The 23970-nt window shown below is 66.4% G+C and carries 17 protein-coding genes and 1 tRNA gene; 10 read left to right on the forward strand and 8 right to left on the reverse strand.

The window, feature by feature from the left end; all coding sequences use genetic code 11:
* Positions 1-158: 158 nt before the first annotated feature.
* The 3 genes from GV832_RS08935 (at position 159) to GV832_RS08945 (ending at position 3645) form a co-directional block, all read left to right on the forward strand.
* A complete protein-coding gene (locus GV832_RS08935) occupies positions 159-1805 on the forward strand; it encodes a DUF4153 domain-containing protein (RefSeq protein ID WP_168774510.1) in 1647 nt (548 codons plus the stop codon).
* Between the two features lie 200 nt (positions 1806-2005).
* Positions 2006-2590 carry a heme NO-binding domain-containing protein gene (locus GV832_RS08940; RefSeq protein WP_168774511.1) on the forward strand — a complete coding sequence of 195 codons (585 nt, stop codon included), beginning with the start codon at positions 2006-2008 and terminating at the stop codon, positions 2588-2590.
* Positions 2587-3645: a GGDEF domain-containing protein gene (locus GV832_RS08945; protein ID WP_168774512.1), complete on the forward strand. Its 1059-nt coding sequence runs from the start codon at positions 2587-2589 to the stop codon at positions 3643-3645. Before GV832_RS08940 ends, GV832_RS08945 begins: the two co-directional genes overlap by 4 nt.
* A gap of 915 nt (positions 3646-4560) precedes the next feature.
* On the opposite strand, the gene GV832_RS08950 is transcribed toward GV832_RS08945, so the two are convergent.
* The gene (locus GV832_RS08950) at positions 4561-5127 is read right to left on the reverse strand and encodes a glutathione peroxidase (RefSeq protein WP_227754325.1); all 567 of its coding nucleotides are present in this window, start codon (positions 5125-5127) and stop codon (positions 4561-4563) included.
* Positions 5128-5298: 171 nt separating this feature from the next.
* Between GV832_RS08950 and GV832_RS08955 the strand changes: the two genes are divergently transcribed.
* Together GV832_RS08955 and GV832_RS08960 are read left to right on the forward strand one after the other, a co-directional pair.
* A tRNA-Glu gene (locus GV832_RS08955) sits at positions 5299-5373 on the forward strand.
* A gap of 170 nt (positions 5374-5543) precedes the next feature.
* Entirely contained in the window at positions 5544-7793 is a 2250-nt protein-coding gene (locus tag GV832_RS08960) for a beta strand repeat-containing protein (protein WP_168774513.1), read from the forward strand.
* A 9-nt stretch (positions 7794-7802) separates the two neighbouring features.
* On the opposite strand, the gene GV832_RS08965 is transcribed toward GV832_RS08960, so the two are convergent.
* Positions 7803-8819 carry a LacI family DNA-binding transcriptional regulator gene (locus GV832_RS08965; protein ID WP_168774514.1) on the reverse strand — a complete coding sequence of 339 codons (1017 nt, stop codon included), beginning with the start codon at positions 8817-8819 and terminating at the stop codon, positions 7803-7805.
* 149 nt (positions 8820-8968) lie between these two features.
* On the opposite strand from GV832_RS08965, the gene GV832_RS08970 reads away from it, so the two are divergent.
* The 3 genes from GV832_RS08970 (at position 8969) to GV832_RS08980 (ending at position 12525) form a co-directional block, all read left to right on the forward strand.
* Positions 8969-10507, forward strand: coding sequence for a sugar ABC transporter ATP-binding protein (locus tag GV832_RS08970; protein WP_168774515.1), 1539 nt, complete (start codon positions 8969-8971; stop codon positions 10505-10507).
* Positions 10508-11512, forward strand: coding sequence for an ABC transporter permease (locus GV832_RS08975; RefSeq protein ID WP_168774516.1), 1005 nt, complete (start codon positions 10508-10510; stop codon positions 11510-11512).
* A gap of 62 nt (positions 11513-11574) precedes the next feature.
* Complete coding sequence (locus GV832_RS08980; RefSeq protein ID WP_168774517.1) at positions 11575-12525, forward strand: substrate-binding domain-containing protein; 951 nt, start codon at positions 11575-11577, stop codon at positions 12523-12525.
* A gap of 37 nt (positions 12526-12562) precedes the next feature.
* Here GV832_RS08980 and xrtE read toward each other — a convergent pair whose 3' ends face one another.
* From xrtE to GV832_RS09000, 4 genes are all read right to left on the reverse strand, one after another.
* Positions 12563-14113: an exosortase E/protease, VPEID-CTERM system gene (gene xrtE, locus GV832_RS08985; RefSeq protein ID WP_265332507.1), complete on the reverse strand. Its 1551-nt coding sequence runs from the start codon at positions 14111-14113 to the stop codon at positions 12563-12565.
* A gap of 113 nt (positions 14114-14226) precedes the next feature.
* Entirely contained in the window at positions 14227-14394 is a 168-nt protein-coding gene (locus GV832_RS08990; protein WP_168774519.1) for a hypothetical protein, read from the reverse strand.
* Positions 14395-14524: 130 nt separating this feature from the next.
* A complete protein-coding gene (locus GV832_RS08995) occupies positions 14525-17452 on the reverse strand; it encodes an SdrD B-like domain-containing protein (protein WP_168774520.1) in 2928 nt (975 codons plus the stop codon).
* 419 nt (positions 17453-17871) lie between these two features.
* Entirely contained in the window at positions 17872-18327 is a 456-nt protein-coding gene (locus GV832_RS09000) for a hypothetical protein (RefSeq protein ID WP_168774521.1), read from the reverse strand.
* Between the two features lie 101 nt (positions 18328-18428).
* On the opposite strand from GV832_RS09000, the gene GV832_RS09005 reads away from it, so the two are divergent.
* A complete protein-coding gene (locus GV832_RS09005) occupies positions 18429-18833 on the forward strand; it encodes a SufE family protein (RefSeq protein WP_168774522.1) in 405 nt (134 codons plus the stop codon).
* A 598-nt stretch (positions 18834-19431) separates the two neighbouring features.
* On the opposite strand, the gene GV832_RS09010 is transcribed toward GV832_RS09005, so the two are convergent.
* Together GV832_RS09010 and cobT are read right to left on the reverse strand one after the other, a co-directional pair.
* Entirely contained in the window at positions 19432-21207 is a 1776-nt protein-coding gene (locus tag GV832_RS09010; RefSeq protein ID WP_168774523.1) for an aminopeptidase P family protein, read from the reverse strand.
* A 69-nt stretch (positions 21208-21276) separates the two neighbouring features.
* Positions 21277-23142: a cobaltochelatase subunit CobT gene (gene cobT / locus GV832_RS09015; protein ID WP_168774524.1), complete on the reverse strand. Its 1866-nt coding sequence runs from the start codon at positions 23140-23142 to the stop codon at positions 21277-21279.
* A gap of 243 nt (positions 23143-23385) precedes the next feature.
* Here cobT and GV832_RS09020 point away from each other — a divergent pair, with 243 nt between their 5' ends.
* The gene (locus GV832_RS09020; RefSeq protein ID WP_168774525.1) at positions 23386-23970 is read left to right on the forward strand and encodes an NADPH-dependent FMN reductase; all 585 of its coding nucleotides are present in this window, start codon (positions 23386-23388) and stop codon (positions 23968-23970) included.

A 23970-nucleotide genomic window follows, 5' to 3' on the forward strand; every position in this document is an offset into this window, starting at 1 on the left:
GGGATTGAAGAACTTGTTTTCAGAAGGGGGTTTCACAAGGGGGCCAAGGCCCCCTTGTGCGAGGGGGGCTCGGGGGGGCGAGCAGCCCCCCCGATCTTCCCCCCCCGATCTTCCCAAAGCCAGCATCCTCGCCTAGGCTGCTCCCAAAGGAGCCCCCGATGCCGCAGCGCAGCCTCATGACCCTGATCGGCGCCAGCCTTGGCCTGTGCCTTTACGCCCTTGCCGAATGGACCGCGACCGAGGCCCTGCCGCCCCGCCTGGCCTTCGCGGCCTTGACCTTCACCCTGGGCCTCTCGCTGGGCCTCATGGTCCTGACCGGGCCCCTGGGCCTGCGCCGTGCCAGCCTGCGCGCGGGGGGCCTGGCGCTCATCCTGTCCGGGCTCCTCTCCCTCGCCGCCCTGCGCTTTGCCGCGCCCGAGGAGCTGTTTTCCTCCGCCCTGCCCACCGCCGCGCTGATCCTTTTGGTCACCTTGCCCTGGCCCTTCCTGATCACCGCAACCTCGCCCGAGGGCTGGCGCGACTACCCCGGGCTTTTCCGCGAAAGCTGGTCGATCGTCGCCCGCGCGCTCCTGGCGTTTCTCTTCACCGGGCTTTTGTGGCTGACGCTTTACCTGTCGGACGAGATCCTGCATCTGGCCAAGTTCGAGGGCCTGCACTGGCTCCTCCAAAGCGACCCCGCGCCCTTTGTCATCACCGGAGCCGCGCTCGGCCTTGCCACCTCGGTGGTGGACGAGATCGCCCCCGCCCTCTCGCCCCGCCTCTTTCTGCGGCTTCTCAGGCTCTTGCTCCCCCTGGTCCTGGCGGTCATGGCGCTTTTCCTGGCCATCCTGCCCTTCCGCGGCCTGACCGGGCTTTTCGGCAATCTCTCGGCCGGGACGACGCTGATGCTCCTGGCGGGCTTGGCCGTGACGCTGGTCACCTCGGCGCTGGACGAAGAGGATGCCGAGGCCGCCCCCATGCGCGGGGCGACGCGGGCCTTGGCGGGGCTGGCCGTCGTGCCTGCGGGGCTCGCGGCCTGGGCCCTGGGGCAGAGGGTCGCCGATTACGGCTGGACGCCCGACCGGCTGATGGCCGCCACGGTGACCGCCGTGCTTCTGGCCTATGGCCTTGCCTATCTCGCCGTCCTCGCGCGGCGCGACTGGATGGCGCGCATCCGCCAGGTCAACCTGGTCCTGGCCCTGGGACAGGTGGCCGTCGCCATCCTCTGGCTGACCCTCCTGAACCCCGAGGCCATCGCCTCGGCCTCGCAGTCCGCGCGGATCGAGGCGGGGCAGGGCGCGCCGGAAGACCTCGAGCGGCTTTCCGACTGGGGCCTGGCGGGGAAGGCGGCCCGCACCGCGCTCGAGGCCCGGGGCCTCGCGCCCCAGCCCGAGCCCGACCCGCGCCCGAAGCTGGCCGAGGTTCTGCCGCTGCGCCCCGACACGCCAGAGACAAGGGCGCTGCGCGACCGCATGCTGCCGTTCCTGTCCGATGACCAGGCACAGACGCTTCAGCGCCACTGCGCGCCGCCGAAAGGGGCCTGTGTCCTGGCCTTTGCCGATCTGCTGCCCGCCCTGCCGGGACCGGAGGCGATGCTTCTCACCGATGGCGACGGCTATGGCTCCCCCCTGGGGTTTTCCTTCGATTCTGGCACGGTCCAGGATCGCTATTTCACCCAGGACGGCACGCTTTACGATCCTGAGGCCAATGCGGCCCTGATCGCCGCGCTCCTGGCCCTGCCGCCCTCCGAAGGTCCGCCCATCGAGCCCATCGCCCGCAACCAACTGGCCCTGCCGGAAGCGAAGGGCCTGACGCTGAACCCCTGACCCCGCCAACCGTAGCGTGAACCCTGCGCCAATCCGCACCGCCCCCGCTCCCCGGCGCGGTCGGGCCCCTTCGGCCCTGTCGCAACCACAGGTTGCACCCTTGCGGGATTGATAAAATCCCGCGCAGCTGCCTGGATCCGGTCAGAGGTTTTCAGCGGTCCTTAACCTCCTGCCCCTAGTCTGCCTCAAACGAGGGCGCGATGCTGGGCTTGATCAACCGATCTTTCCAATTCTTCCTGATCGACACCTGGGGGGTCGAGGCCTGGGAAACCGTGGCCGCCGAACTGGCTTTGCCCTTCGCCGGGTTTGAAGCCATGCTGACCTATGACGATGCGGCGCTCGACAAGCTGGTCGATGCCTCTTCGGCCCATCTGCACCGCCCGCGCGATTCACTGATGGAGGATCTGGGGACCTATCTCGTCGCCCATGAACGCCAGGCCACGGTCCGGCGGCTCTTGCGCTTTTCGGGGGCGAATTTCTGCGACTTCCTCGCCTCGATCGAAGAGATGCCCGATCGCGGCAGGCTCGTCCTGCCCGAGCTCGACCTGCCCTTCCTGGTCCTGACCGATCTCGGCGCCGGGGCCTTCCGGCTGACCTGCCACTCGCCGATCCGGGGGGCGGGCCATGTCATCATGGGGCTTTTGCGGGCGATGGCCGATGACTACGGCGCGCTGGTCCTGCTGGACCATCTGGGGCAAGAGGGGGGCGCCGATGTCATCTCGATCCAGATCGCCGACCTCGAACACTATGCCGCGCGGCCCTTCAGCTTTGGGTTGACCGCATGAACAAGCCCCTGTCGCGCGCGATCCTGCCCCTGACGACCGAGGCCCTGGATCACCTCATGCCCTTGAACCTGCGGCTGGATTCGGGCGGGCGCATCATGGCGCTGGGCCCGACCCTGGCGCGTCTCTTGCCGCAACCCGTCGTGGGGCGTTCTTTCTTCACGCTTTTCGACCTGCGCCGCTCCTCCGCCCTGACCGGGGTCGAGGATCTCATGTCCCATTCCGGCCTGCGCCTGCGCCTGACGCTGCGGCCCGAATTCCGCAGCCCCGGCCTGCGCCCCATTCCCTTCCGCGGCATGGCCATTCCCCTGGCCGACCGCTCGGGCCTGGTGGTCAATCTCTCCTTCGGCCTGGGTGTGGTCGATGCCATCCGGCAATATGGCCTGACCGACAATGATTTCGCCCCCACCGACCTGGCGCTGGAAATGATGTACCTGGTCGAGGCGAACACCGCCGCGATGGATGCCCTGCGCGGTTCGGCCATGCGGCTGCAGGGCGACAAGCAGATGGCCGAGGCGCAGGCCATGACCGATACGCTGACCGGCCTGCGCAACCGCCGCGCCCTCGCCCAGGCGCTGGAGCGGCTCTCGCGCGGGACGGCGCCCTTTGGCCTGATGCATATCGACCTCGACTTCTTCAAAGAGGTCAACGACACGATGGGCCATGCGGCGGGGGACCATGTGCTGCGCCGCGTGGCCGAGCTTTTGATGCAAGAGACCCGGGCCGAGGATACGGTGGCCCGCGTCGGTGGCGACGAATTCGTTGCGGTCTTTCCTGATCTGGTCGATCCGGGCCGCCTGGATGCGATCGCCCGCCGGGTCATCGAAGTCCTCTCCCGCCCCATCCCTTTCGAGGGCAAGACCTGCCGCATCTCCGCCTCTATCGGCATCACGACCTCCACGGCCTATCATGTGACCGACATCACCCAGATGGAGCAGGACGCCGACGAGGCGCTTTACGCCTCCAAGCGCGCAGGCCGGGGCAGAGCGACCTTCCATCCCGGTGCAGCCCAGGCGGCTCAGCCCAGCGCGCCCGAACGGCGCAGTCCGCAGGGTTAAGGCGCCCGCGCAAGAGGCCAGACGCCAAGGCCGAAGGCCCCGGGGCGCGCGCGACACGCGACAAGACCATCAACTGACGGCCGCGCCCCCGTGAAATCCGTGTCAATCGCGTGTTCAGATCCCCCGGGCGCGCTCCCGGCCCCCCCTCGGAGGACTGGCCCGCGGATGAGCCGCCCGAATGCATCCAAGTCAGAGTGGCGACACCCACCTGCCAAAGGCCCAGACCCTCATCGCCCACAAGGCCCCCCAAGCCCTGTGGCGCGCGGTCTCCCGCCTGCCTTCACATTCGACCAATTACTCTCGGGGGGGGCGCCCCCCTGAGGCCAGGCTGTGACCGGCCATCGCGCTCCAGACGTCGCCCTGCGCCGATCCAGAGCGACGCTATCGGCCCGGGGGGCAACGCAGTCGGCGCAAACCCTCCCCTGGCCTTGCCCACCGCCGCGGCGAGCCTCGCCGCATGAGCCTCCTGCCGCGCCGGGCCCGCCTCGTCGGGCGCTCTTTCCTTCTGACCCTGCGCCTGCGCCCGCCGCGACCCGGCTCGGGCCGATGCAGGCCGCCATCCTCCTCGCGTCGTGGGCGCGCTTGCCCCGAACCTCGCGAGCACGGTTTGGCTTGCCGCCCTGGCACATGACGCCGGCCAATGCGCTCATCGGCTAGGGCCCGGGGCCTGCGCTTACCCCCCCCAAGAGGTCAAAGCGGCCATGACGGTCTTTCCCCGCGCCTGGCCGCGATCCTCGCCTGCGGCCTGGCGGTGCTGGCGCGGCCCGGCGGCATCGACCTTCCGAACGCCTGTATCGCCGCCCCGCCGATTCCCTGACCATCATCGCCAGGCAGGTCCGGGTCGACGGTCAGGGCCATGCAGATGACCCGCTTCCTCGTCGGCCTTCTCGCCGGACCTCGCCTCGCGCGGCTCTGTCACGACAGCGCGGCTGAGACCGCCGCCTCGATCTCGCCGCCCAAGGGCTCGGCGCCAGAGCCCCAGGTGCCGATGACCCTCCCCTCCCCGTCGAAGAGCACCTTGTTGAAGTTCCAGCGCGGCACGAAGCCCAGCTCTTGAGCGAGCCACGGATAGGGCCCGGCAGCCTCGGGCCCCGTCACATGCGAGATCTCGGCCATGGGCAGGCTCAGGCCGAAGGTCAGCTCGCAAAACTCCTTTACGGCGCCATTGCTGTCCTTTTCCTGGTTGAAGTCATCCGAGGGCACGGCCAGGACGACCAGCCCCCGGTCCCCCCATTTGTCCTGCAAGGCCTGAAGTCCGGTATATTGCGGCGTATAGCCGCAAAGCGAGGCGCTGTTGACAAGCAGCAGGGCTTTGCCTTTGAAATCGCTGGAGGAAATCACACCCCCCTCGATCGAGGGCAAAGACCATCGCGGCGCGGGTCCCGAGAGGGGTTGGGCGAACATCGGCAGGGCTCCCGTCAGGATCAGGCTCAGGATCAGGGGCGGGGCGCCAAGAACCGCCCGGCGGTTGGGATGCATCATGGCATGGCCTTCATCGATGCCCTGTCGCAGGGCGATTGCGGGGTCTTGGAAAGGATATGGCGCAGGCTTTCGCCCTGCCAAGCCCGCCCTCGACCAGGGCCGCAGATTTTGCCGCAAAAAGCCCCTTGCCACCGGATCACGCTTTGGCTAGATAGCCGCCACCGACAGCGTGGCCCGTTCGTCTATCGGTTAGGACACCTGGTTTTCAACCAGGTAAGAGGGGTTCGACTCCCCTACGGGCTGCCACTTTCCCCGATCGCAATCAAAGCCTTTGCCTGTGCCACGGTGCGGGCTTCGTCGCTTTGCCGCCCTCCCCCGACCTGCGAAAGAGGGTGCAGGGGCCGCATGATCTGCTAGACTGGCCAAAGCCCGCATATTGCCAAACCTGGCGCACAGCCTTTGCCAAAGAGATTGCCATGCCCCTGATCACCGGAACCGCCAATCCCGAAATCCTGACCGGAACCCTCGCCGGTGACACGGTCCTGGCCCTGGCCGGAGACGATGTCGTCTATGGCTTCGACGGCAACGACCTCATCATGGGCGCCGCTGGCGACGATATCCTTTATGGCGGCTCGGGCGATGACACGCTCCAGGGCGGCGCGGGAGAGGATTTCCTCTTTGGCCAGTCGGGCAATGACCTCGTCACCTATGCCGCAAGCCTTGCGGCCATCACCCTGGACCTGACCATCCCGGGCCTTTCGACCGGAGATGCGGCGGGAGATGTGCTGCAATCCATCGAAAGGCTGCAATTGACCGCGTTCGACGACATCCTGCGCGGCAGCCTCATGGCGGAGAATGTCCAGGGCGGTGCGGGCAATGACCTGATGTTCGGCGAGGGCGGCAATGACCTTCTGATGGGCAATTCCGGCAATGACACGCTGTGCGGTGGCGCGGGAACCGATACGCTGGATGGCGGCGCGGGCATCGATACGGCCTCTTTCGCCACGGCCCAGGCCGCGATCCTGCTGGACATGACCGGTGTCGGCCCCAGCTCGGACGAGGCGCGGGCCGATGTCTGGATCTCGATCGAGGCCGTCGAGGGCAGTGGCTTCAACGACAAGATCACCTTGGGCGGGACGATCAAGGTGGCCGCTGGCGGTGAGGGCAACGACCGGCTCCTGGGGTGGTTCAGCAACGAGACGCTCTCGGGCGGGGCGGGCAGCGACACCTTGCTCGGCAACGAGGGCAACGACCTGCTCTTGGGCGGCGATGACGGTTTCGGGTCTTTCACCGACATGCTTTTCGGCGGCACGGGCAACGACACGCTGATCGGCGGAACCATGGTCACGCTCTTCGATGGCGGTGAAGGGCGCGACAGCTTCATCGGCAACAGTTCCAGGGACGGCGTCTTTTACAACGAACCCGGCCTGGTCCTGAACTTGCGCAACCCGGGTGCCGGCCTTGACGCGGCGCAGGGCGACACGTTCCAGGGCATCGAGGAGCTGCATTTCCTTGGCGGTGACGTCACGGTCATCGGGGGCTCTGCCTCCATGTCCTTCTTTGCCGCTTTTGCGGGCTTCCATTTCCAGCCCGGCATCGGGGCCGAGACCATCGCGGGCGTGGACCGGACCACCATCGACTATGGCCTCACGCTCAGCCCGGTGACGCTGGTCGCGGGCAGCAGCGGGATCGTCGGGACGCGCGGCGCGGCCGGGGACCTGATCGGGATAGCCAACAGGCTGATCCTGACCTCCAAGGCCGATGTCTTCACCCAGACCACCGACAGCCAGCGCGTCCAGACCCTGCTGGCGGGGGAGGGCAACGACCGCCTGACGCTCTTGCAGTCCAGCGCGCTGAGTGTCGAGGCGGGCGGCGGCAAGGACCGGGTGCTGGGTCTCCTGGACCAGGGCTCGGTGCTTTTGGGGACGGGCGACGACTTCGCCGACCTGACCACGACCGGCTCGGGCCTGTCGCAAGTGACCGTGGAGGGGGGGGACGGCGAGGATGTCATCTCGATCGCCGGGCAGGGCGGAACGCTCACGGCCACGGGCGGGGCGGGCAATGACCACTTGACCCTGGACCTGGGCGCCCTCTCGGGCCAGGGCCTGGCCCTGGGCGGAGCGGGCAACGATGTCATCACGCTGACCGGGTCAAGCGCCGTGGTCGAGGTCCTGGCCGGTGCGGACAATGATGCGATCATCGTCGATGCCATGTCCCTTGGCGCGCTGGGCGTCGCGGGCGGGGACGGGAACGACACGGTCGAGGTCACGGCCCTGGCAGGCCAGGTCTCGGGCGGCAAGGGGGATGACCTGGTGACCGCGACTGTGGTGGCCTCGGGGGCAGGGGGGCTGAATGTCCTTCTGGGCGAGGGCAACGACGTTCTGACCCTTTCGGTCGAGGTGCCGGGATCGGTCCTGCCGGGGTCGCATGTGACGGTCCTTGGCGATGCGGGCGACGATGTGATCCTGTCGACGCTGGATTCGACCTTTGCCACGGCATTTTTCGACTTTGGCACCGGCTGGGGCGATGACCGGATCACCGGCTACACGCTCGGCGCCGATGTGATCCGTTTTGTCGGAACGGCGGCGGGCGGGCTGGACGACTTCACCGATCTGGACATTTCCGGCGGGCCGGATGAGACCATCATCGCCTTTGGTGCCGACAGCATCACCCTGGTTGGCGTCAACTGGATGGATGTGACGGCGGCGAATATCTTCTTCCTCTAGGCGCGGCGCCTAGAGGCGCCGGGGCGGCCCGACCGAGTTGCGCACCACGACATCGGGGCGCAAGAGGATCTCGGTCTGGGCGGGCTCCGTGTCCGAGAGGAGCTGCAGCAGCAGTTGCATCGCGTGTTTCCCGATCAGCCCGCGCGGCTGGCGGATCGTCGTCAGCCCGGGCTGCATGAAGGCGGCCTGGGGCACGTCGTCGAAGCCCGTCACCGAGAAATCGCGCGGGATGTCATAGCCCCGCGCGGTCAGCCCCAGCATGACGCCGATGGCCGTCTGGTCGTTCACGCACATGAAGGCCGTGGGCAATGTGTCGCGCAGGAAAAGCTGATCCACCGCCAGCCGCCCGCTTTCGATCGTGCCGTCGCCGTCCAGGACGATGCGGCTGGCCTCGGGGATGCCCGCCGCATCCAAGCCCGCCTCGCAGCCCATGCGGCGCCGGACATAGGCCAGGCGGTTCCTCGCATCGCCGATGAAGGCGATCCTGCGGTGACCCTCGGCGATCAGAAGCTCCACCGCCTTGCGCGCGCCCTCCAGGTCATCGACGCCGACGTAAGGAATGCCGCCGTTGAAGACGGGTTCAAAGACGCCCACCGTGGGGGGCAGGCGGGCGGTCATGGTCTGATGGCCAAAGGGCAGGATCCCGGTGAAGAGGATCATCCCCGCCGCCTGGTTCGAGGAGAAGAACTTCAGATACTCGACGCCGCGCTGGGCGTCGTTCTGGGTATGGCCGATCAGCACGCCGTAACCATGGGCCCGGGCCTCGTTCTCCAGCCCCACCAGGATCGAGGAGAAATTCGGGTCGCCGATGTCGGGCGCCACGACCAGGATCATGTTCGACTTGCCCAGCCGCAGGCTGCGGGCATTGGCATTGGGCGTATAGCCGGTCAGGGCGATGGCATGGGCCACCTTCAACCTTGTCGAGACCGCCACCTTCTCGGGCAGGTGGATGGCGCGCGAGACCGTGGCGATCGAGACCTCGGCGATGCGGGCAACGTCTTCGATGGTGGCGGGAGAATTCGACACGGGCGCTGGCCTCTGCTTGATGATCCAGCAATAGCGCGGCCTTGGGCCCGGTGCAAAGGAGATGCGCTCTGGCGTAAATGTAAACCTTTACATGAGAAATGCAAAGGTTTACATCAAGGGGGCGGAGAGGAGCCGCGAGGGGGAGTTACATGGTGTCCACGCCTGTGAGCGACGGTGCCCTGCCGCCGTCCGATACTGTCCTGTCTGCCCAGAGGATCGCCAAGTCCTTCAACGGGGTGCAGGTCCTGTTCAGCGTCGATTTCGAGCTGCGCCGGGGCGAGATCCATGCCTTGATGGGCGAGAACGGGGCGGGGAAATCCACCCTGGTCAAGATCCTCTCGGGCTTCGAGCAACCCTCCTCGGGCAGCATCCTCCTGGACGGAAAGCCCGTGCGTCTGCCGCCCAATGGCGCGGCCGAGGCGCTTGGCATCGTCGTCATCCACCAGGAATTCAACCTGGCCGAACACTTGACCGTCACCGAAAGCCTGTTCCTTGGCCGCGAGGTTACCCGGCATGGCCTGCTCGACCGCAAGCACATGCGGGCCGAGACGCGGCGGGTGCTGGACCTTTTGGGCTGCAAGATCAGTGAAACCGCGGTGATCGGCGCGCTGTCGGTGGCCGACAAGCAGATGGTGGAAATCGCCAAGGCCATCAGCCGCAACGCCCGCATTGTCTTCATGGACGAGCCGACCGCCGTCCTGTCGCAAAGCGAATCGGCGGCGCTTTTTGCCCAGGTGCGGATGCTGCGCGACCGGGGGACGAGCTTTGTCTTCGTCTCGCACAAGCTGGACGAGGTCATCGCGCTCTCGGACCGCGTCACGGTCCTGCGCGACGGGCAATGGATCAAGACCGCGCCGACCTCGAGCCTTGACGGCGAATCCATCGCGCAACTGATGGTGGGGCGCGAGCTTTCCAGCCTTTATCCGCAAAAGACCGAGCCCAATGTCGACGAGGCCCGGGTCCTGACCGTCACCGGCCTGACCACGGCCCATGTGCGGGACGCCCATTTCGACCTGCGTCGCGGCGAGATCCTGGGCTTCTCCGGCATGATCGGCTCGGGCCGCACGGAACTCATGGAGGCCATCGCGGGCCTCGGGCCGCGCAGCGGAGAGGTCCGCATCGGCCAGGCCCTGATGCCGCCCGGCGATGTCCAGGCCACGACGGCGGCGGGGCTGGCCTATATGACCAAGGATCGCAAGCACAAGGGCCTGCTTCTGGGCGCCGACATGACCGCCAACCTGACCTTGCAGTCGCTGGATCAGCACGGCGCCTGGGGATACCTCAGCCCGAAGAGCATGGCCCGCGCGCTGGAGCGCGCCCGACGGCGCTTTGACATCCGGGTCCGGGATGCGCGCGTTCAGGCCGGGCGCATGTCGGGGGGCAACCAGCAAAAGCTGCTCCTTGCCAAGGTCATGGAGGTCGCGCCCCATGTGCTGATCATCGACGAGCCCACGCGGGGCATCGATGTCGGCACCAAGCAGCAGATCTACCACTTCATCGCGGCGCTGGCGCGCGAGGGATGCTCGATCATCGTGGTCTCGTCGGAGATGCCCGAGATCATCGGGCTTTGCACGCGTGTCGTTGTGATGCGGGCGGGGCGGATCGTGGGCGTCCTTGAGGGGGATGAAATCAGTGAACAGGAAATCATGCGCTATTCGGCCGGGTTGAAGCAGAAGGCGGTGGCATAGATGGGGACGGATGTGAACCAAGAGGTCGAGGTCAAATCGCGCTGGCAAGAGATCGACCTGCGCGCCGTGGCGCCCTTCGTGGCGCTGGCGCTGTTGCTCTTGCTCGGCGCACTGGTGAACCCCAATTTCATCGGGCTGAACAACCTGGCCAATGTCGCCACCCGCAGCGCCTTTATCGCCTTGATCGCCGTGGGGGCGACATTTGTGATCTCGTCCGGAGACCTTGACCTTTCCGTGGGCTCCATGGTGGCCTTCGTCGCCAGCGTCATGATCCTGTTCATGAACACCAATGTCATTGCCGACCCCGGGATGATGATCGCCGCCGCCATGGCGCTGGCCCTGGTCATGGGGGCGCTTTGTGGCCTCGCCAACGGCTTGATCACCACCCTGGGCAAGATCGAGCCCTTCATCGCCACCCTGGGCACCATGGGCATCTACCGCGGCCTGACGACCTGGCTCTCCCAGGGCGGCGCCATCACGCTGCAATCGGCCGAGCAGCAAGAGCTTTACCGACCCGCCTATTTCGGCGAGGTCGCGGGCCTGCCGGTGCCGATCCTGGTGGTCCTGGGCGTCACCTCGGTCGCGGCCTTCGTGCTTTACCGGATGCGCTATGGCCGCCATGTGGTCGCCGTGGGCTCGAACCCCAGCGTGGCGCGCTATTCCGGCATCAAGGTCGACCGGGTGCGGACCACGGCCTTCGTCATCCAGGGTGTCTGCGTCGCCATCGCCGTCGTGCTTTACGTGCCGCGTCTGGGCTCGACCTCGGCCACGACCGGCATCCTGTGGGAGCTTCAGGCCATCACCGCCGTCGTCATCGGCGGCACGGCGCTGAAGGGCGGCTCCAGCCGGGTCTGGGGCACGATCTGCGGCGCCTTCATCCTGGAGCTGGTGGGCAACATCATGCTCCTGTCCAACTTCATCAGCGAATACCTGATCGGAGCCATCCAGGGCGCCATCATCATCATCGCCATGCTGGTGCAGCGGTCGCTGGTGCGCCGATCCTGAGACAGCGGGGGGGCTTTGGGTCGCCCCTCCGTTTGACACCAGACCCAAAAGGGAGGACTAGAATGCGTAAAAGTCTCTTGGGCTTTGCGACCGTTGCCGCTTTGGCCTTTGGCCAGGCCGGTTTCGCCGAGGACAAGCCCGTCACCATCGGCGTCTCGATCCCGGCCGCGGACCATGGCTGGACCTCGGGCGTCGTCTTCCACGCCAATCGCGTGGCCGAGACCCTGATGGCCCAGCACCCCGGGCTGAACATCATCGTCAAGACCTCGCCCGATCCGGCTTCCCAGGCCAATGCGCTGCAGGACCTGGAAATCCAGGGCATCGACGCCCTGGTGATCTTGCCGACCGACCCCGATCCGCTGGTCAATTCGATCAAGGAGATCAAGGGCAAGGGCACTTTCGTGGCCATCGTCGACCGCGCGCCCTCGGTGAACGACGAAAGCGTGCGCGACCTTTACGTCGCGGGCAACAACTTCGCCCTGGGCGAGGTCGCGGGCAATTACATCAAGGCCACGACCCCGGATGCCCAGGTCGTCGTGATCCGCGGCATGCCGATCCCGATCGACCAGACCCGGCAGGACGGCTTCGACAAGGCCATCGCGGGCTCGGGCGTGACGGTGCTGGACCGCCAGTTCGGCAACTGGAACCGCGACGACGCCTTCAAGGTCATGCAGGACTACCTGACCAAGTTCCCCGAGATCGACGTGGTCTGGTGCCAGGATGACGACATGGCCGTCGGCGTCCTGCAGGCCATCGAACAGGCCGGCCGCACCGACATTCAATATGTCGTCGCGGGCGCAGGGTCCAAGGACATGATCAAGCGGGTCATGGACGGCGACAAGATGATCCCGGTCGATGTGCTTTACCCGCCGGCCATGGTCGGCACCGCGCTCGAGATGACGGTTGCGGGCATCTATGGCCAGGTGCCGGTGCGCGGGACCTTCACGGTCGATGCCACGCTGATCACCAAGGACAATGCGGCGGCCTATTACTTCCCCGACTCGCCCTTCTGAATCCTTGCCCGCGCCCCTCAAGGGGCGCGGGCTTCCGTCAGATCAAGGACCAGTCATTGGCGAGGATCGCCGCCGCCGCGATCCAGGCATTCGAGGCCATATGCGCCAGGATCGCATCCCCGATCCGCCCCGACCTCAGCCTCAGACCGCCATAGACCAGCCCCGCCACGAAGGCCAAGGCCCAGCGGTCATGCAGCGCGGCAAAGAGGCCGGAGGTCACCAGCAAGGCCAGGGCGATGCGCCAGGTCTCTTTCCCCGCCAGCCGCTGCAGCAAGTAGTTGCGGAAGAACAGCTCCTCGATCACCGGCACCAGGACGACGGTCCCCAGCATCCGCGCCGCGATCCAGACCGCCAGAAGCGGCATCGAAAGCTCGGCCAGGGCCTGGGCCAGGACCAGGTCTCCGCCCGCAGCCTGAGGCGCCGTCACCGTCCAGACCAGGCCCACGGCCAGCCCCAGGCTCAGGGCCAGCGGGTCCAGCCGCCAGGTGATCTGGCGCAGATAGGGCAGGAACAGCGCCAGCCCCCCCGCCATCACCAGGGCGCGCAGCGGATAGACCAGGGCGGGCATCGTGGCGAAGGTCGAGGCCAGGAGCGCCGAAGCCATGAACAGCGCAAAGGGCAGGATCTGGGCCACCATGGGATCGGCCAGGAAGGGCAGGGCAGGGCGCCTCTGTTGGGCGGGCGCCGCCAGGAAGAACCCGGTCGAGCGCGCCAAAAGCACGATGGCCAGCGCCAGAAGCGTGAACATCAGCCAGCCCGCATGGCTGTGGAAGCCATTCACCGCCAGCTCCGGGTTGCCGCCAAGGCCAATGGCGATCAGGACCGCGATGCGCACCACGTTCAAGAGCCAGCTTGCCGCGATCCCGAGGGGGTAAAGCCAAAGCGCCGCCGGAAAGCGCAGCTCGCGGCGGAAGAGAACCAGGTAGAGCGTCACGAAAAAGGTGATGAGCCCGATGCCCTCGATCCCCGAACAGAGCGGCGCGATGATGGCCCGGAAGGCCTCGGTCCCGATGGATCGTTCGGGGAAGTTCACCGTCACCTCGTAGCCCAGGGCCTGCATGAGCCAGACGACGCAGTGGAAAGTGGCATCCGACAGGACCTGGATGCGCCAGAGCCCTTGGGCGTTCTGCGCGATGAAGGGCGCGGCGAGGCCGGCGGCCAGGCAAAGCGCCAGGACCCCTCCGCGTTGCCGCAGCAGCACATGCCAGCGCGCCGAAGGGGCCAGCATCAGACAGGCGCCGAGCCCGGCCAGCGCCATTCCCGCGCCCCAGGCGATGAGGCTTGGCCAAAGAAAGCGCGTGCCGGTGCCATCCTCCAGCCAGAGAACCGGCAGGAGAAAGACCACCAGCCCCGCAAGGTTCAGTCCCAGGGGAAGGGGGCGCAGCGCGGCATCCTGGGTCAGCGCCTTGCGCTCGGGCGAAAGCAGCATGGCCAGGAGGACGAAGCAGGGCACAAGGGTATAGATGCTGACCTTCGAGGCGAAAAGCGGCCCGCAAATCGCGGCTCCCCAGTTCTGCCAGCAGTCGAAACTCACGAAGAGCTTGTGCAGCGGCACGGCCAGAAAGACCTCGGCCGCAAGAAGCGTCATGACACCATAAAGCCCCCGCCAAAGAGCGGCGGGTTCAGCCGGTTTGGCAGGGGTTGGAAAGATCATCGCGTGGTTCCAGGCATGGTCCGCCCCCTTGGGGGCGGATCAAGGCATCAGGCCGCCCGGCGGCGTTCCCAGACGAGCAGAACCACGGCCGCCACGACGGCCAGGGCAGCAGCGCCGTCGAGCGCGCTGATTTCGGGCACATTGACGGGAATCAGGCTGGCGTGAGCAGGCAGGGTAGCGGCCACAAGGCCAAGGGCAGCGAGCACGGACTTCATATTAGCTTCCTCTTTACTGTCTTTTCGTTGTCGTCTTGCGGCCCTTGCGGGCCGGTCTTACTCTGTCATTCTGGACTGCAAGGGCCTCGCCGTCCAGAACTATCATCATGACCTGTCAGGTTTGGACCTGTCAGGCGCAGAGGCAATCCTCGACGAAGAGGTCGAAGCGCACCCCGATGATCATCGGCTGATCCTGAACGGCAGGCGCCGTCGGGTTGAGGATCAGACCCAGGATCTGGCCCGCGCCGACCTCGAAGCCGTCGCCCTCGGCAAGGGCGCGTTCGTAGATGTCCATCGCATTTTCGACCGTTGCCTTTTCGACCCCATCCCGCACGCCATTGTTGTTGTCGGCGAAGGCCGCACCAAGAAGCGGGTTGTTGATCAGGAAGACATCGCCGTTCAGCAGAACCCAGATCGCCTCTTGCACCTCGAGATCGGTGAAGGTCTTGCCATTGCCATCGCCATTGTCCTGGGCGGTGAAGTTCTGGTTCAGGATCCAGTTGACCGAGTCCATGCGCGATGCCGCCTGGGCCGAAAGCCCCGCCTCAAGCGCGTTGCCTTCGGTCGCAACGCCCAAAGTGGCCGTCGTCAGGATGTTGGCCGAGATGTCCTGCGCCGAGTCCAGGCAGTAGACCGCCGAGAAGACCGGGCCGCCAAGGTCTGCCACGGTCAGCTTCGGATCGTGGAAGTCATTGGGAATATTGATCGAGTTCAGGGTGATCGTATAGCCGTCGATGGCGTTCTGGAAGGTGAAGAGCTGAACCGTAAAGGTCGCCGTCGCGCCCTGGAAGACCCTGGCGTCGATGGTCTCGGCCGTGTTCAGCTCGCCGCAGATCGTCACGTCGACATCGGCGCTGGCCGTGAACTCGCCATCGGTGATCGTGTAGCTGAAGCCCTCGGTCACGCTCTGGCCGATGGTCAGGCCAGCCCAGGCGGCGGTGCCGTCATGGGTCACCGTGCCATCGGCGTTCAGCGTCACCTTGGCCCCCGAAGCCAGGGTCAGCGTGCCGCCCACGGTCACGGTCTCGTCCTCGTCCGAGATCGAGACGACCGAGATCGGATTGCCGTTCGGATCGCTGTCATTGCCCAGAAGGTCGATGGTCAGGGTCTCGTCGGCGCAGGTCTTGCCCGCGTCGTCCAGCGCCACGGGCGGATCATTCGGCAGGTAGACGCCCGCATCGACATCCTTGGTCGTCTGCCCCGCCAGAACCGAGACGATCCCGGTCACGCCGGTCGTCGCATTGGCGTCGCTGTCGATCGTGTCGTCGCCACCCGCATTGGCCGCCACGAAGGCGCGGCCCTGGGCCGAACTGTCCTCGAAGCCCACGACATAGGACCCCGCCGCCAGACCGGTGAAGCTGTAGGACCCATCCGCCCCGGTCGTCGTCGTCGTGATCACCGTCACGCCATCGGCGGCGTAAAGCGTCACGGTCTTGCCCTCGACCCCGGCATCGCCGTTGTCGGTGTCGTCGCGGCCCGCGTCGAAGAAATAGCGGCCCTCCAGCGCGCCCAGGTCCTCCGAGACGCCGACATCGACGTCCTTGGTGGTCTGGCCTTCCAGCACGGAGACCACGCCGGTCAGGCCCGTGCCCGCATTGGCATCGCTGTCGATCGTGTCATCGCCGCCGACATTGGCCGCCACGAAAGAGCGGTGCTCGGAGGCGCTGTCCTGGAAGCCCACGACGTAGGAGCCGGGGGCGAGGTTGGTGAAGCTGTAGCGGCCATCGGCATCGGTGGTCGTGGTGGCGATCACCGTCACGCCATCGGCGGCGTAAAGCGTCACGGTCTTGCCCTCGATCCCGGCATCGCCATTGTCGGTGTTGCCACGGTCCGCGTCGAAGAAATAGCGGCCCTCCAGCGCGCCCTTCTTGATCGTGCAAAGCCCAAGGTCGATGTCGTAGCAGGCGCCCTTGGTCACGGTGATCAGGTCGGACTGGCCATTGGCGCCCACATCCGAATCGATCGCGTCATTGCTGCCCGCATCCTTCAGGGTGAACTTGGTTCCATCGGGCGCCTCGCCCATGACGCGATACTGGCCGGTGGGCACATTGTCGAAGCGGTAATTGCCATTGGCATCGGTATAGGTCGTGGCCACCACGTCGCCATCGGCCTCCATCAGCACGATCTTGACGCCGGCCTTGGGCGGCTCGGCCACCAGCGTGGTGACCGGAGCGCCCTGGAAGGTCACCTTGTCCAGGCGGACATATTCGCCCGCATCCCCGCTGACCAGGAGCTCGATCTTGGACCCGGCATTCAGCCGCACGCCGGTGATGACGAAATCCGAAAAGCCGCCATTGTCGCTGCCCGCGCCATCGGTGTTGCGGTCCAGCCGCACGGCCGACACCACGACGCCATCGACCTTGAGCCGGATCGTGCTTTGGCCGTCGTTCTCGTCCTGAACGCGCAGGACCACGTCATAGGTCCCGCTCTTGCCGTCGAAACGGTCCGACAGCGTGCCGGTCGACCCGCAGGCCAGCTTGACGAAACGCCCGCCCGAGGCCTCGGAGCCCGAATAGACCCCCAGGCTGCCCGAACGGCACATGGCCTCGGCCTCCATCACATAACAGGCGCCGGGGACCTGGGTGAGCTGGCCGTTGATCCCGTCGCAGCCGATGTCCGAGAAGACCGAACCCGAGATCTTGCCCACATCCGACTGGATCGAGGCGTCGATGTCGCAGATGTTCTGGCAGCTCGAGAGGCAGATGACCCCGGTCTTGCCTGCGCTGTTCACATCCGAGTCGTAACGCCCGTCGCCGACATCCTTGGTGGCGAAGCTGTGGCCCGTGACGCTCTCGAAGGCGACCTGGTAATAGCCCGCCTTCAGTTGCGCGAACTTGTAGCTGCCGTCATCGGAGGTCGTGGTCGAGGCCACGACACGGCCGTAGCTGTCCAGGAGATAGACCTTCTTGCCCGCCACCCCGGCGTCGAAACCCGACCCGTTGCGCTCGGTGTTGTCGCGGTTCGCATCCAGTGAGTAGCGACCGCTGATCGAGGACGCATTCCAGTCGTTCGACTTGCAGCTGTAGGAATGGTAGGTCGTCGGCGCGCAGTAGGTCATTGCAATCTCCACTCATGAACGGTGTTACGCAGGCCAGCCAATCAGCGAATCATTGGGGGCTTTTCCCGGACCGCGCAGATTTACCAAGGCTTCCGCCTATCAGTTTGTGGCGGAACCTGTCAATGATTGCGGCAGGAATGCGGCAGAAGGCGATAAGGCCATCTGTTTGAAATTACACAATTAATCGGTATTCTTGGGATCGTTCTCAATCAGGAAACATTAAATCCCGATTGGAGGTGGGGGCAATTTCCAAATCCATTATGGATTGATTTGCCATCTGAAATGCAACCCCAGATTGCAGGATTCAGGAATTGCATGAGACCTAGTCCGAGCGCCCCGAAGCACCGCGCCCCCGCCCGGCACGGGGCAAGGCCCTGAGATCGCAGGACAACCCACCTCGCCCGCTGCGGCGCAAAGCCTCAGGGCCGCACGACCACCGCATTCGTGGCGGCGCGGACCTGGATCTCGGCGATCTGGTCCAGTTGGTAAAAGCTCAGCGCGGCGGCCACGGTGATTGTCCGGCTGCGCTCCGGCCCCGGGCCGGTTGCCGTCAGGGGCTCGGTCACGCGGAATTCGAAGACCTTGACGCCCTCGGCATCCAGCGGCAGGCCGACCAGTTCCGCATCGTGATAGCCCTGGGCCGGGGCCAGGCCCGTGGCGCGCAGGATCACCCCGGTCGAGGTTTCCTCGACCTTGACCGAGGTCACGCGCTCCATCAGCCCGCGCGGGTCCTCGGGTGCGGTGAAGCCGGTCTGGTCCACGACCTCGGGCTTGCGCCGCCGGAACCAGTTGAAGGGGTTCAGCCGCCCGCCACAAGAGGCCAGCATCGTCATGCCGCCCACGAGCCCGCCCAAGATCAAGAAACGCCGCCGCATGGGACCCTCCGTTTGGTTCTGACTACCGCAAGGCGCTGGTCTTGAAAAGCGTGGCTTTACCTTGGCCCCGCCCGAGATTATCCGAAGGGCAGGAGGGTCCCATGGCCACAGAAGCTTTCGAAGACATTGCCGATACCTTTGCCTTCCTCGACGATTGGGAGGACCGCTACCGCCACGTCATCGAACTGGGCAAGGCCATGGCGCCCCTGGAAGAGGCCTTCAAGGTCCCCGCCTTGAAGGTGCAGGGCTGCGCCAGCCAGGTCTGGCTGCGGCCGATGGTCTCCGAGGGGCGGTTCGATTTCCAGGGCGAAAGCGATGCGCTGATCGTGCGGGGGCTGATTGCGATCCTGCATGCGCTCTATTCCGGCCTGACCCTGGCCGAGGTCCTTGCCGTCGATGCCCAGGCCGAACTGGCCCGGCTCGGCCTGACAGATCATCTCTCGGCGCAGCGCTCGAACGGGGTCAGGGCCATGGTTCAACGCATCCGCGAAACCGCCAGCGCCTGAGGCCGAGAGGCGCCCGACGCCGCCGAGCCTTGGCACGTGGCTCCAGCCCCGGGGTATACCCCGGGCTACGCAGCGCCCCCGGATCCCGGCCCGGCCCCAAGTCGCCCTTCCGCGAAACCGCATTCCCCCAGGTGGCGCTCCTCTCGTAGCCCGGGGCATACCCCGGGTCTCCCCGGGCTAGGCAGCGCCCCCGGATCCCGGCCCGGCCCCAAGTCGCCCTTCCGCGAAACCGCATTCCCCCAGGTGGCGCTCCTCTCGTAGCCCGGGGTATACCCCGGGTCTCCCCGGGCTACGCGGCGCCCCCGGATCCCGGCCCGGCCCCAAGTCGCCCTTCCGCGAAACCGCATTCCCCCAGGTGGCGCTCCTCTCGTAGCCCGGGGTATACCCCGGGTCTCCCCGGGCCACGCAGCGCCCCCGGAGCCCGGCCCCGCCTCTCCGGGAACGTGCCGACCGTCCCCCCTCCCCCCGCCGCCCCGGGCCTGACCCGGGGCCTCGCCCCCCCCCAGAAACGCCCCCCAAATCCCTGCCAAAAAGTTAACGCCGCCAGGTTTCCCCAGCGGCATCAATGCCTTGCAAATCTTGCACGCGTGCAAGAGCCTCAAATCGGCGCGCAGGCCCCCACCAGCCAGTCCCGCGCCCCGGCCGAGACCCGGGGACCGATGAGCTCCAGGACCCGGGCATGGTAAAGGTTCAGCCAGTCCCTCTCTCCCGGCCCCAAAAGATCTCCCCGGATCAGCCGGCGATCCAGCGGAACGAAGGTCAGGGTCTCGAAGGAGAGCTGGTCGCGCCCGTCGCCAAGCTTGGCAGCCTCCTCGACCACGATCAGGTTTTCCAGCCGGATCCCGAAGGCGCCTTCCCGGTAATAGCCCGGCTCGTTCGACAGGATCATCCCGGGCTCGAAGGGGACCTCCGACACGCGGGACAGCCGCTGCGGTCCCTCATGTACCGAGAGGAAAGCCCCCACCCCATGCCCCGTGCCATGGTCGAAATCCTGGCCATGGACCCAAAGCGGATAGCGCGCCACCGGGTCGAGGTCGCGCCCCGAAAGCCCCCTCGGCCAGCGCAGGCGAGAGATCCCGATCATCCCCTGAAGGACGCGCGTGTAACAGGTCCGCGCCTCGTCGCCCGGGTCGCCGATGGCCACGGTCCGGGTGATATCCGTCGTCCCATCCAGATACTGTGCCCCGCTGTCGACCAGCAGAAGCGTATCCTCCCCGATGGTCCGGTTGCTTTCCTCCGTCACGCGGTAGTGCATGATGGCCCCATGCGGCCCCGCCCCGCAGATCGTGTCGAAAGAGATGTCGTGGAAGGCATTCGACGCCCGCCGAAAGCCCTCCAGCGCCACGACCACGTCAATTTCCGTCTTGCCCCGGGCGGGGCTGTCCAGCCAGGCCAGGAACTCCACCATCGCCGCCCCGTCGCGCAGATGGGCCTCGCGCATGCCCGAAAGCTCGGCCGCATTCTTCCGCGCCTTGGGCAGGCGGCAGGGATCATCGCCCCAAACGCAAGTCCCGACAGCCAAAGAGACCGCCAGCGGCGCCGTCCCCTTGTCGACCCGAACCTTGCCCTGCAAGCCCCGCAAGGCCGCCTCAAACCCCTCGGGCGCCTCGACCGTCACATCCCCCAGATGCGCCCGGACCGTCTCATCCAGCTTGGCGGCATCGACAAAAAGCCTGACCCCGCCATCGGCCCCAAGGATCGCAAAACCCTGCACCACCGGATTCTTCGGCACGTCCGAACCCCGGATGTTCAAGAGCCAGCAGATCGAGTCGGGCAGGGTGATGACGGCGTGGTCCTGTCCCAGTTCCCGCAAGCCCGCAGCCAGCCGCGCCCGCTTGTCGCCCGCACTCTCGCCGGCAAATTCCAGCGGATGGACGAAGACCCGCCCCACCACGGGCCCCGGCTGCCCCTCCCAGATCGCATCGACCTGGTTCTCCACCGCCCGCAACGAAACCCCCGAGCCCTGAAGCGCCGCCTCGATCCGCTCGATCTCGTCTGCGGTATGGAGCCAGGGATCGAAGCCCACCACGCCCGAGGCCAGGTTCGCACGGATCCAGTCGCCCGCCTTGACCTCGGGCCAGGGGACAGGCGTGAAATGCCCAAGGTCGACCTGGCCCTTCACTTGGGTCCGATAGCGCCCGTCGATGAAGACCCCCGCCAGATCCGGCAGAACCACGCAGAACCCGGCCGAGCCCGTGAACCCGGTCAGCCATTGCAACCGCTCATCCCGCGCCGTGACATATTCGCCCTGGTGGACATCGGCGCGCGGCACGAGGAACCCCGCCAGCCCCTCCTCTGCCAACCGCGCCCGCAGGGCCGCCAAACGCCCCGGCCCCTGATCCGGCGAGGCATGGCTGTCAAAGGTCTGGAACATCGCTCACCTTTTCATTGGTCCATAAACATCCCACGGGGGTCCGGGGGTGTGAAACCCCCGGGGGCAGGGTCAGGCGACCCGCTTGGCCTTCAAGGCCCGGTCCCGCTTCTTGGCATCGACCTCAAACAGCCCCGCAAGCTGCTCGGTCATGGCCCCTGCCAGCTGTTCCGCATCGGTGATCGTGACCGCGCGCTGGTAATAGCGCGTCACGTCATGGCCGATGCCGATGGCGATGAGCTCCACCGCCCGGCGCTTTTCGACCATGGCGATGACGTCGCGCAGGTGCTTTTCCAGGAAGTTCGCGGCATTGACCGACAGCGTCGAATCATCGACCGGGGCGCCGTCGGAAATCACCATCAGGATCTTGCGCTGCTCGGGCCGCGCCATCATCCGACGATGCGCCCATTCCAGGGCCTCGCCGTCGATGTTCTCCTTCAAGAGGCCCTCTTTCATCATCAGGCCAAGGTTCGGCCGCACCCGCCGCCAGGGCGCATCGGCCGACTTGTAGATGATGTGGCGCAGGTCGTTCAGGCGCCCGGGACCCGAGGGCCGCCCCGACGCCAGCCAGCGCTCGCGGCTTTGGCCACCCTTCCAGGCGCGGGTCGTGAAGCCCAGGATTTCCACCTTCACATTGCAACGCTCCAGCGTGCGGGCCAGGACATCGGCGCAGATCGCGGCAATCGAGATCGGACGGCCGCGCATCGAGCCCGAATTGTCCAGAAGCAGCGTCACACAGGTGTCTCGGAATTCGGTGTCCTTCTCCCATTTGAAGGAGAGGGGCGTCGTCGGATTGGCCACGACGCGCGCCAGGCGGCCTGCATCCAGCACGCCTTCCTCAAGGTCGAAAAGCCAGGAGCGGTTCTGCTGCGCCTGGAGCCGCCGTTGCAGCTTGTTGGCAAGGCGGCTGACGGCGCCCTTCAAAGGCTCCAGCTGCTGATCCAGATAGGCCCGCAGCCGCTCCAGTTCGGCCGGTTCGGCCAGCTCTTCGGCGCGGATTTCCTCATCGAAATCCGTGGTATAGACGGCATAGTTCGGGTCGGCATCGGAATGGGGCGCGGGCGGCGGAGGCTCCATCGGCGCCTCGCCCTCGGGCAGTTCGGCCTCTTCGCCCTGTTCGACGTCGGAATCCTCCATCGTCACCTGGGCCTGGCTCTCGTCCTGCTCCTCCTCCTGCGCCTGTTCTGGAGAGGCCTCGGCCTCCTCCTGTTCCTCGCTCTCGGCGCCCGCTTCTTCGGGGCCGTCTTCCTCTTCCTCTTGCGCGCCCTCATCGGTCGGGTCGTCGCGGTCGGGATCCTCGCCCAGCTGATCGCCGTAGCCGAGGTCGGAAATCACCTTCCGCGCCAGACGCGCAAAGGCCGCCTGATCGGCCAGGACCGCGTCGATATCGGTCAGCGTGCCCGCCGCCTGTTCCTCGATGAAGCCGCGCCAGAGATCCATGACATGGGCCGCCGATTTCGGCAGGTCGCGCCCGGTCGCCAGATGCCGCACGAGGTAGCCCGCCGCGACCGGAAGCGGAGCCTCGGAGGCCGTGGTGATCTGGCCATAGCCCTTGCGGTCGGCCTCATGCGCGATCTTGGCGTCGATATTGGTGGCCGTGCCCGGCATGGCCCGCGCCCCCACCGCCTCGCAACGCGCCACTTCCATCGCGTCGTAGATGTCGCGCGCGAGCTGCCCCGTGGGGGCATATTTCGCGGACACCGCCTCGTTGTGATACTTCCGCCGGAGCGCAAAGGCATCCGCCGTGCCGCGCGCCAAAAGCACCTCGTCGCGCGTCATGCGGCGAGAGACCTGCGGCAGACGCACGCCCTCCTTGTTCATGCCGGAGGGATCGACGGAATAGGTCACCGTCATCTCGGGGTCATCGGCCATGGTGCGCGTGGCATCGGCCAGCGCTTTCTTGAACGGATCGGCGGGGTTGTCGCTGGGCTTGCTCATGGAGCGGAGATTGCACCCGCGCGCGGGCAAGCGCAAGAGAGCCCCGGGGTATACCCCGGGCTACGCAGACCCGCCAGAGCGACCTATCCTGCACGCGCGCTCTGTCTCCGCCGCGTAGCCCGGGGTATACCCCGGGTCTCTCCTTGCAAAAATGCACAAGTCTCGCGCTAAGACAGCGAATTGAGACCGCGTGCCCCGGGCGCTAGGTTCCCTGCAACGTAACCGCTCAGACAGGAAATCCAAATGTCCAAGCCCAAGATCGCCCTTATCGTCTCGTCCACCCGCAAGGTCCGTTTCGCCGATATCCCGACGAAGTGGTTCGCCGAGAAGGCCGCGGCCCATGGTGGCGTCGATATCGAAGTCGTCGACCTGCGCGACTATCCGATGCCCTTCTTCGACGAGGTCGCCTCGAACGCCTGGGCGCCGACCCAGGACCCGGCTGCCGTCAAGTGGCAGAAGAAGCTGGCCGAATTCGACGGCTATATCTTCGTCGTGGCGGAATACAACCGCTCGATCACCGGCGTCTTGAAGAACGCTCTGGACCAGGCCTATGTCGAATGGGCCAAGAAGCCGATGGGCGCCGTGGCCTATGGTTCGATGGGCGGCACCTCGGCGGTCCAGCACCTGCGCCAGATCGGCGTGGAGCTGCAGATGGTTCCGGTGCGCAACTCGGTCCTGATCGGCGCGGGCGACTTCTTCCGCGTGCATCCGGGCTTTGGCGGGTCGGGCAACCTGGCCGATATCGCGGGCTCGATCGACGCTTCGGCCACTGCGCTCCTGGACGACATCACCTGGTGGGCCAAGGCCACCATGGCCGCCAAGGCCTGA

Source organism: Stagnihabitans tardus, from assembly GCF_009925085.1.
In the GTDB taxonomy this organism is placed as follows: domain Bacteria; phylum Pseudomonadota; class Alphaproteobacteria; order Rhodobacterales; family Rhodobacteraceae; genus Stagnihabitans; species Stagnihabitans tardus.

Excerpts from the sequence above, each read along its gene's own strand:
- GV832_RS08990 (WP_168774519.1), bottom strand. The coding sequence starts at position 14,394 with ATGAAGTCCGTGCTCGCTGCCCTTGGCCTTGTGGCCGCTACCCTGCCT.
- GV832_RS09020 (WP_168774525.1), top strand. The coding sequence starts at position 23,386 with ATGTCCAAGCCCAAGATCGCCCTTATCGTCTCGTCCACCCGCAAGGTC.
- GV832_RS08960 (WP_168774513.1), top strand. The coding sequence starts at position 5,544 with ATGCCCCTGATCACCGGAACCGCCAATCCCGAAATCCTGACCGGAACC.
- GV832_RS08945 (WP_168774512.1), top strand. The coding sequence starts at position 2,587 with ATGAACAAGCCCCTGTCGCGCGCGATCCTGCCCCTGACGACCGAGGCC.
- GV832_RS08970 (WP_168774515.1), top strand. The coding sequence starts at position 8,969 with ATGGTGTCCACGCCTGTGAGCGACGGTGCCCTGCCGCCGTCCGATACT.
- GV832_RS08980 (WP_168774517.1), top strand. The coding sequence starts at position 11,575 with ATGCGTAAAAGTCTCTTGGGCTTTGCGACCGTTGCCGCTTTGGCCTTT.
- GV832_RS08950 (WP_227754325.1), bottom strand. The coding sequence starts at position 5,127 with ATGATGCATCCCAACCGCCGGGCGGTTCTTGGCGCCCCGCCCCTGATC.
- GV832_RS09005 (WP_168774522.1), top strand. The coding sequence starts at position 18,429 with ATGGCCACAGAAGCTTTCGAAGACATTGCCGATACCTTTGCCTTCCTC.
- GV832_RS08995 (WP_168774520.1), bottom strand. The coding sequence starts at position 17,452 with ATGACCTACTGCGCGCCGACGACCTACCATTCCTACAGCTGCAAGTCG.
- GV832_RS08940 (WP_168774511.1), top strand. The coding sequence starts at position 2,006 with ATGCTGGGCTTGATCAACCGATCTTTCCAATTCTTCCTGATCGACACC.
- GV832_RS08935 (WP_168774510.1), top strand. The coding sequence starts at position 159 with ATGCCGCAGCGCAGCCTCATGACCCTGATCGGCGCCAGCCTTGGCCTG.
- GV832_RS08975 (WP_168774516.1), top strand. The coding sequence starts at position 10,508 with ATGGGGACGGATGTGAACCAAGAGGTCGAGGTCAAATCGCGCTGGCAA.
- cobT (WP_168774524.1), bottom strand. The coding sequence starts at position 23,142 with ATGAGCAAGCCCAGCGACAACCCCGCCGATCCGTTCAAGAAAGCGCTG.
- GV832_RS09000 (WP_168774521.1), bottom strand. The coding sequence starts at position 18,327 with ATGCGGCGGCGTTTCTTGATCTTGGGCGGGCTCGTGGGCGGCATGACG.
- GV832_RS09010 (WP_168774523.1), bottom strand. The coding sequence starts at position 21,207 with ATGTTCCAGACCTTTGACAGCCATGCCTCGCCGGATCAGGGGCCGGGG.
- xrtE (WP_265332507.1), bottom strand. The coding sequence starts at position 14,113 with ATGACGCTTCTTGCGGCCGAGGTCTTTCTGGCCGTGCCGCTGCACAAG.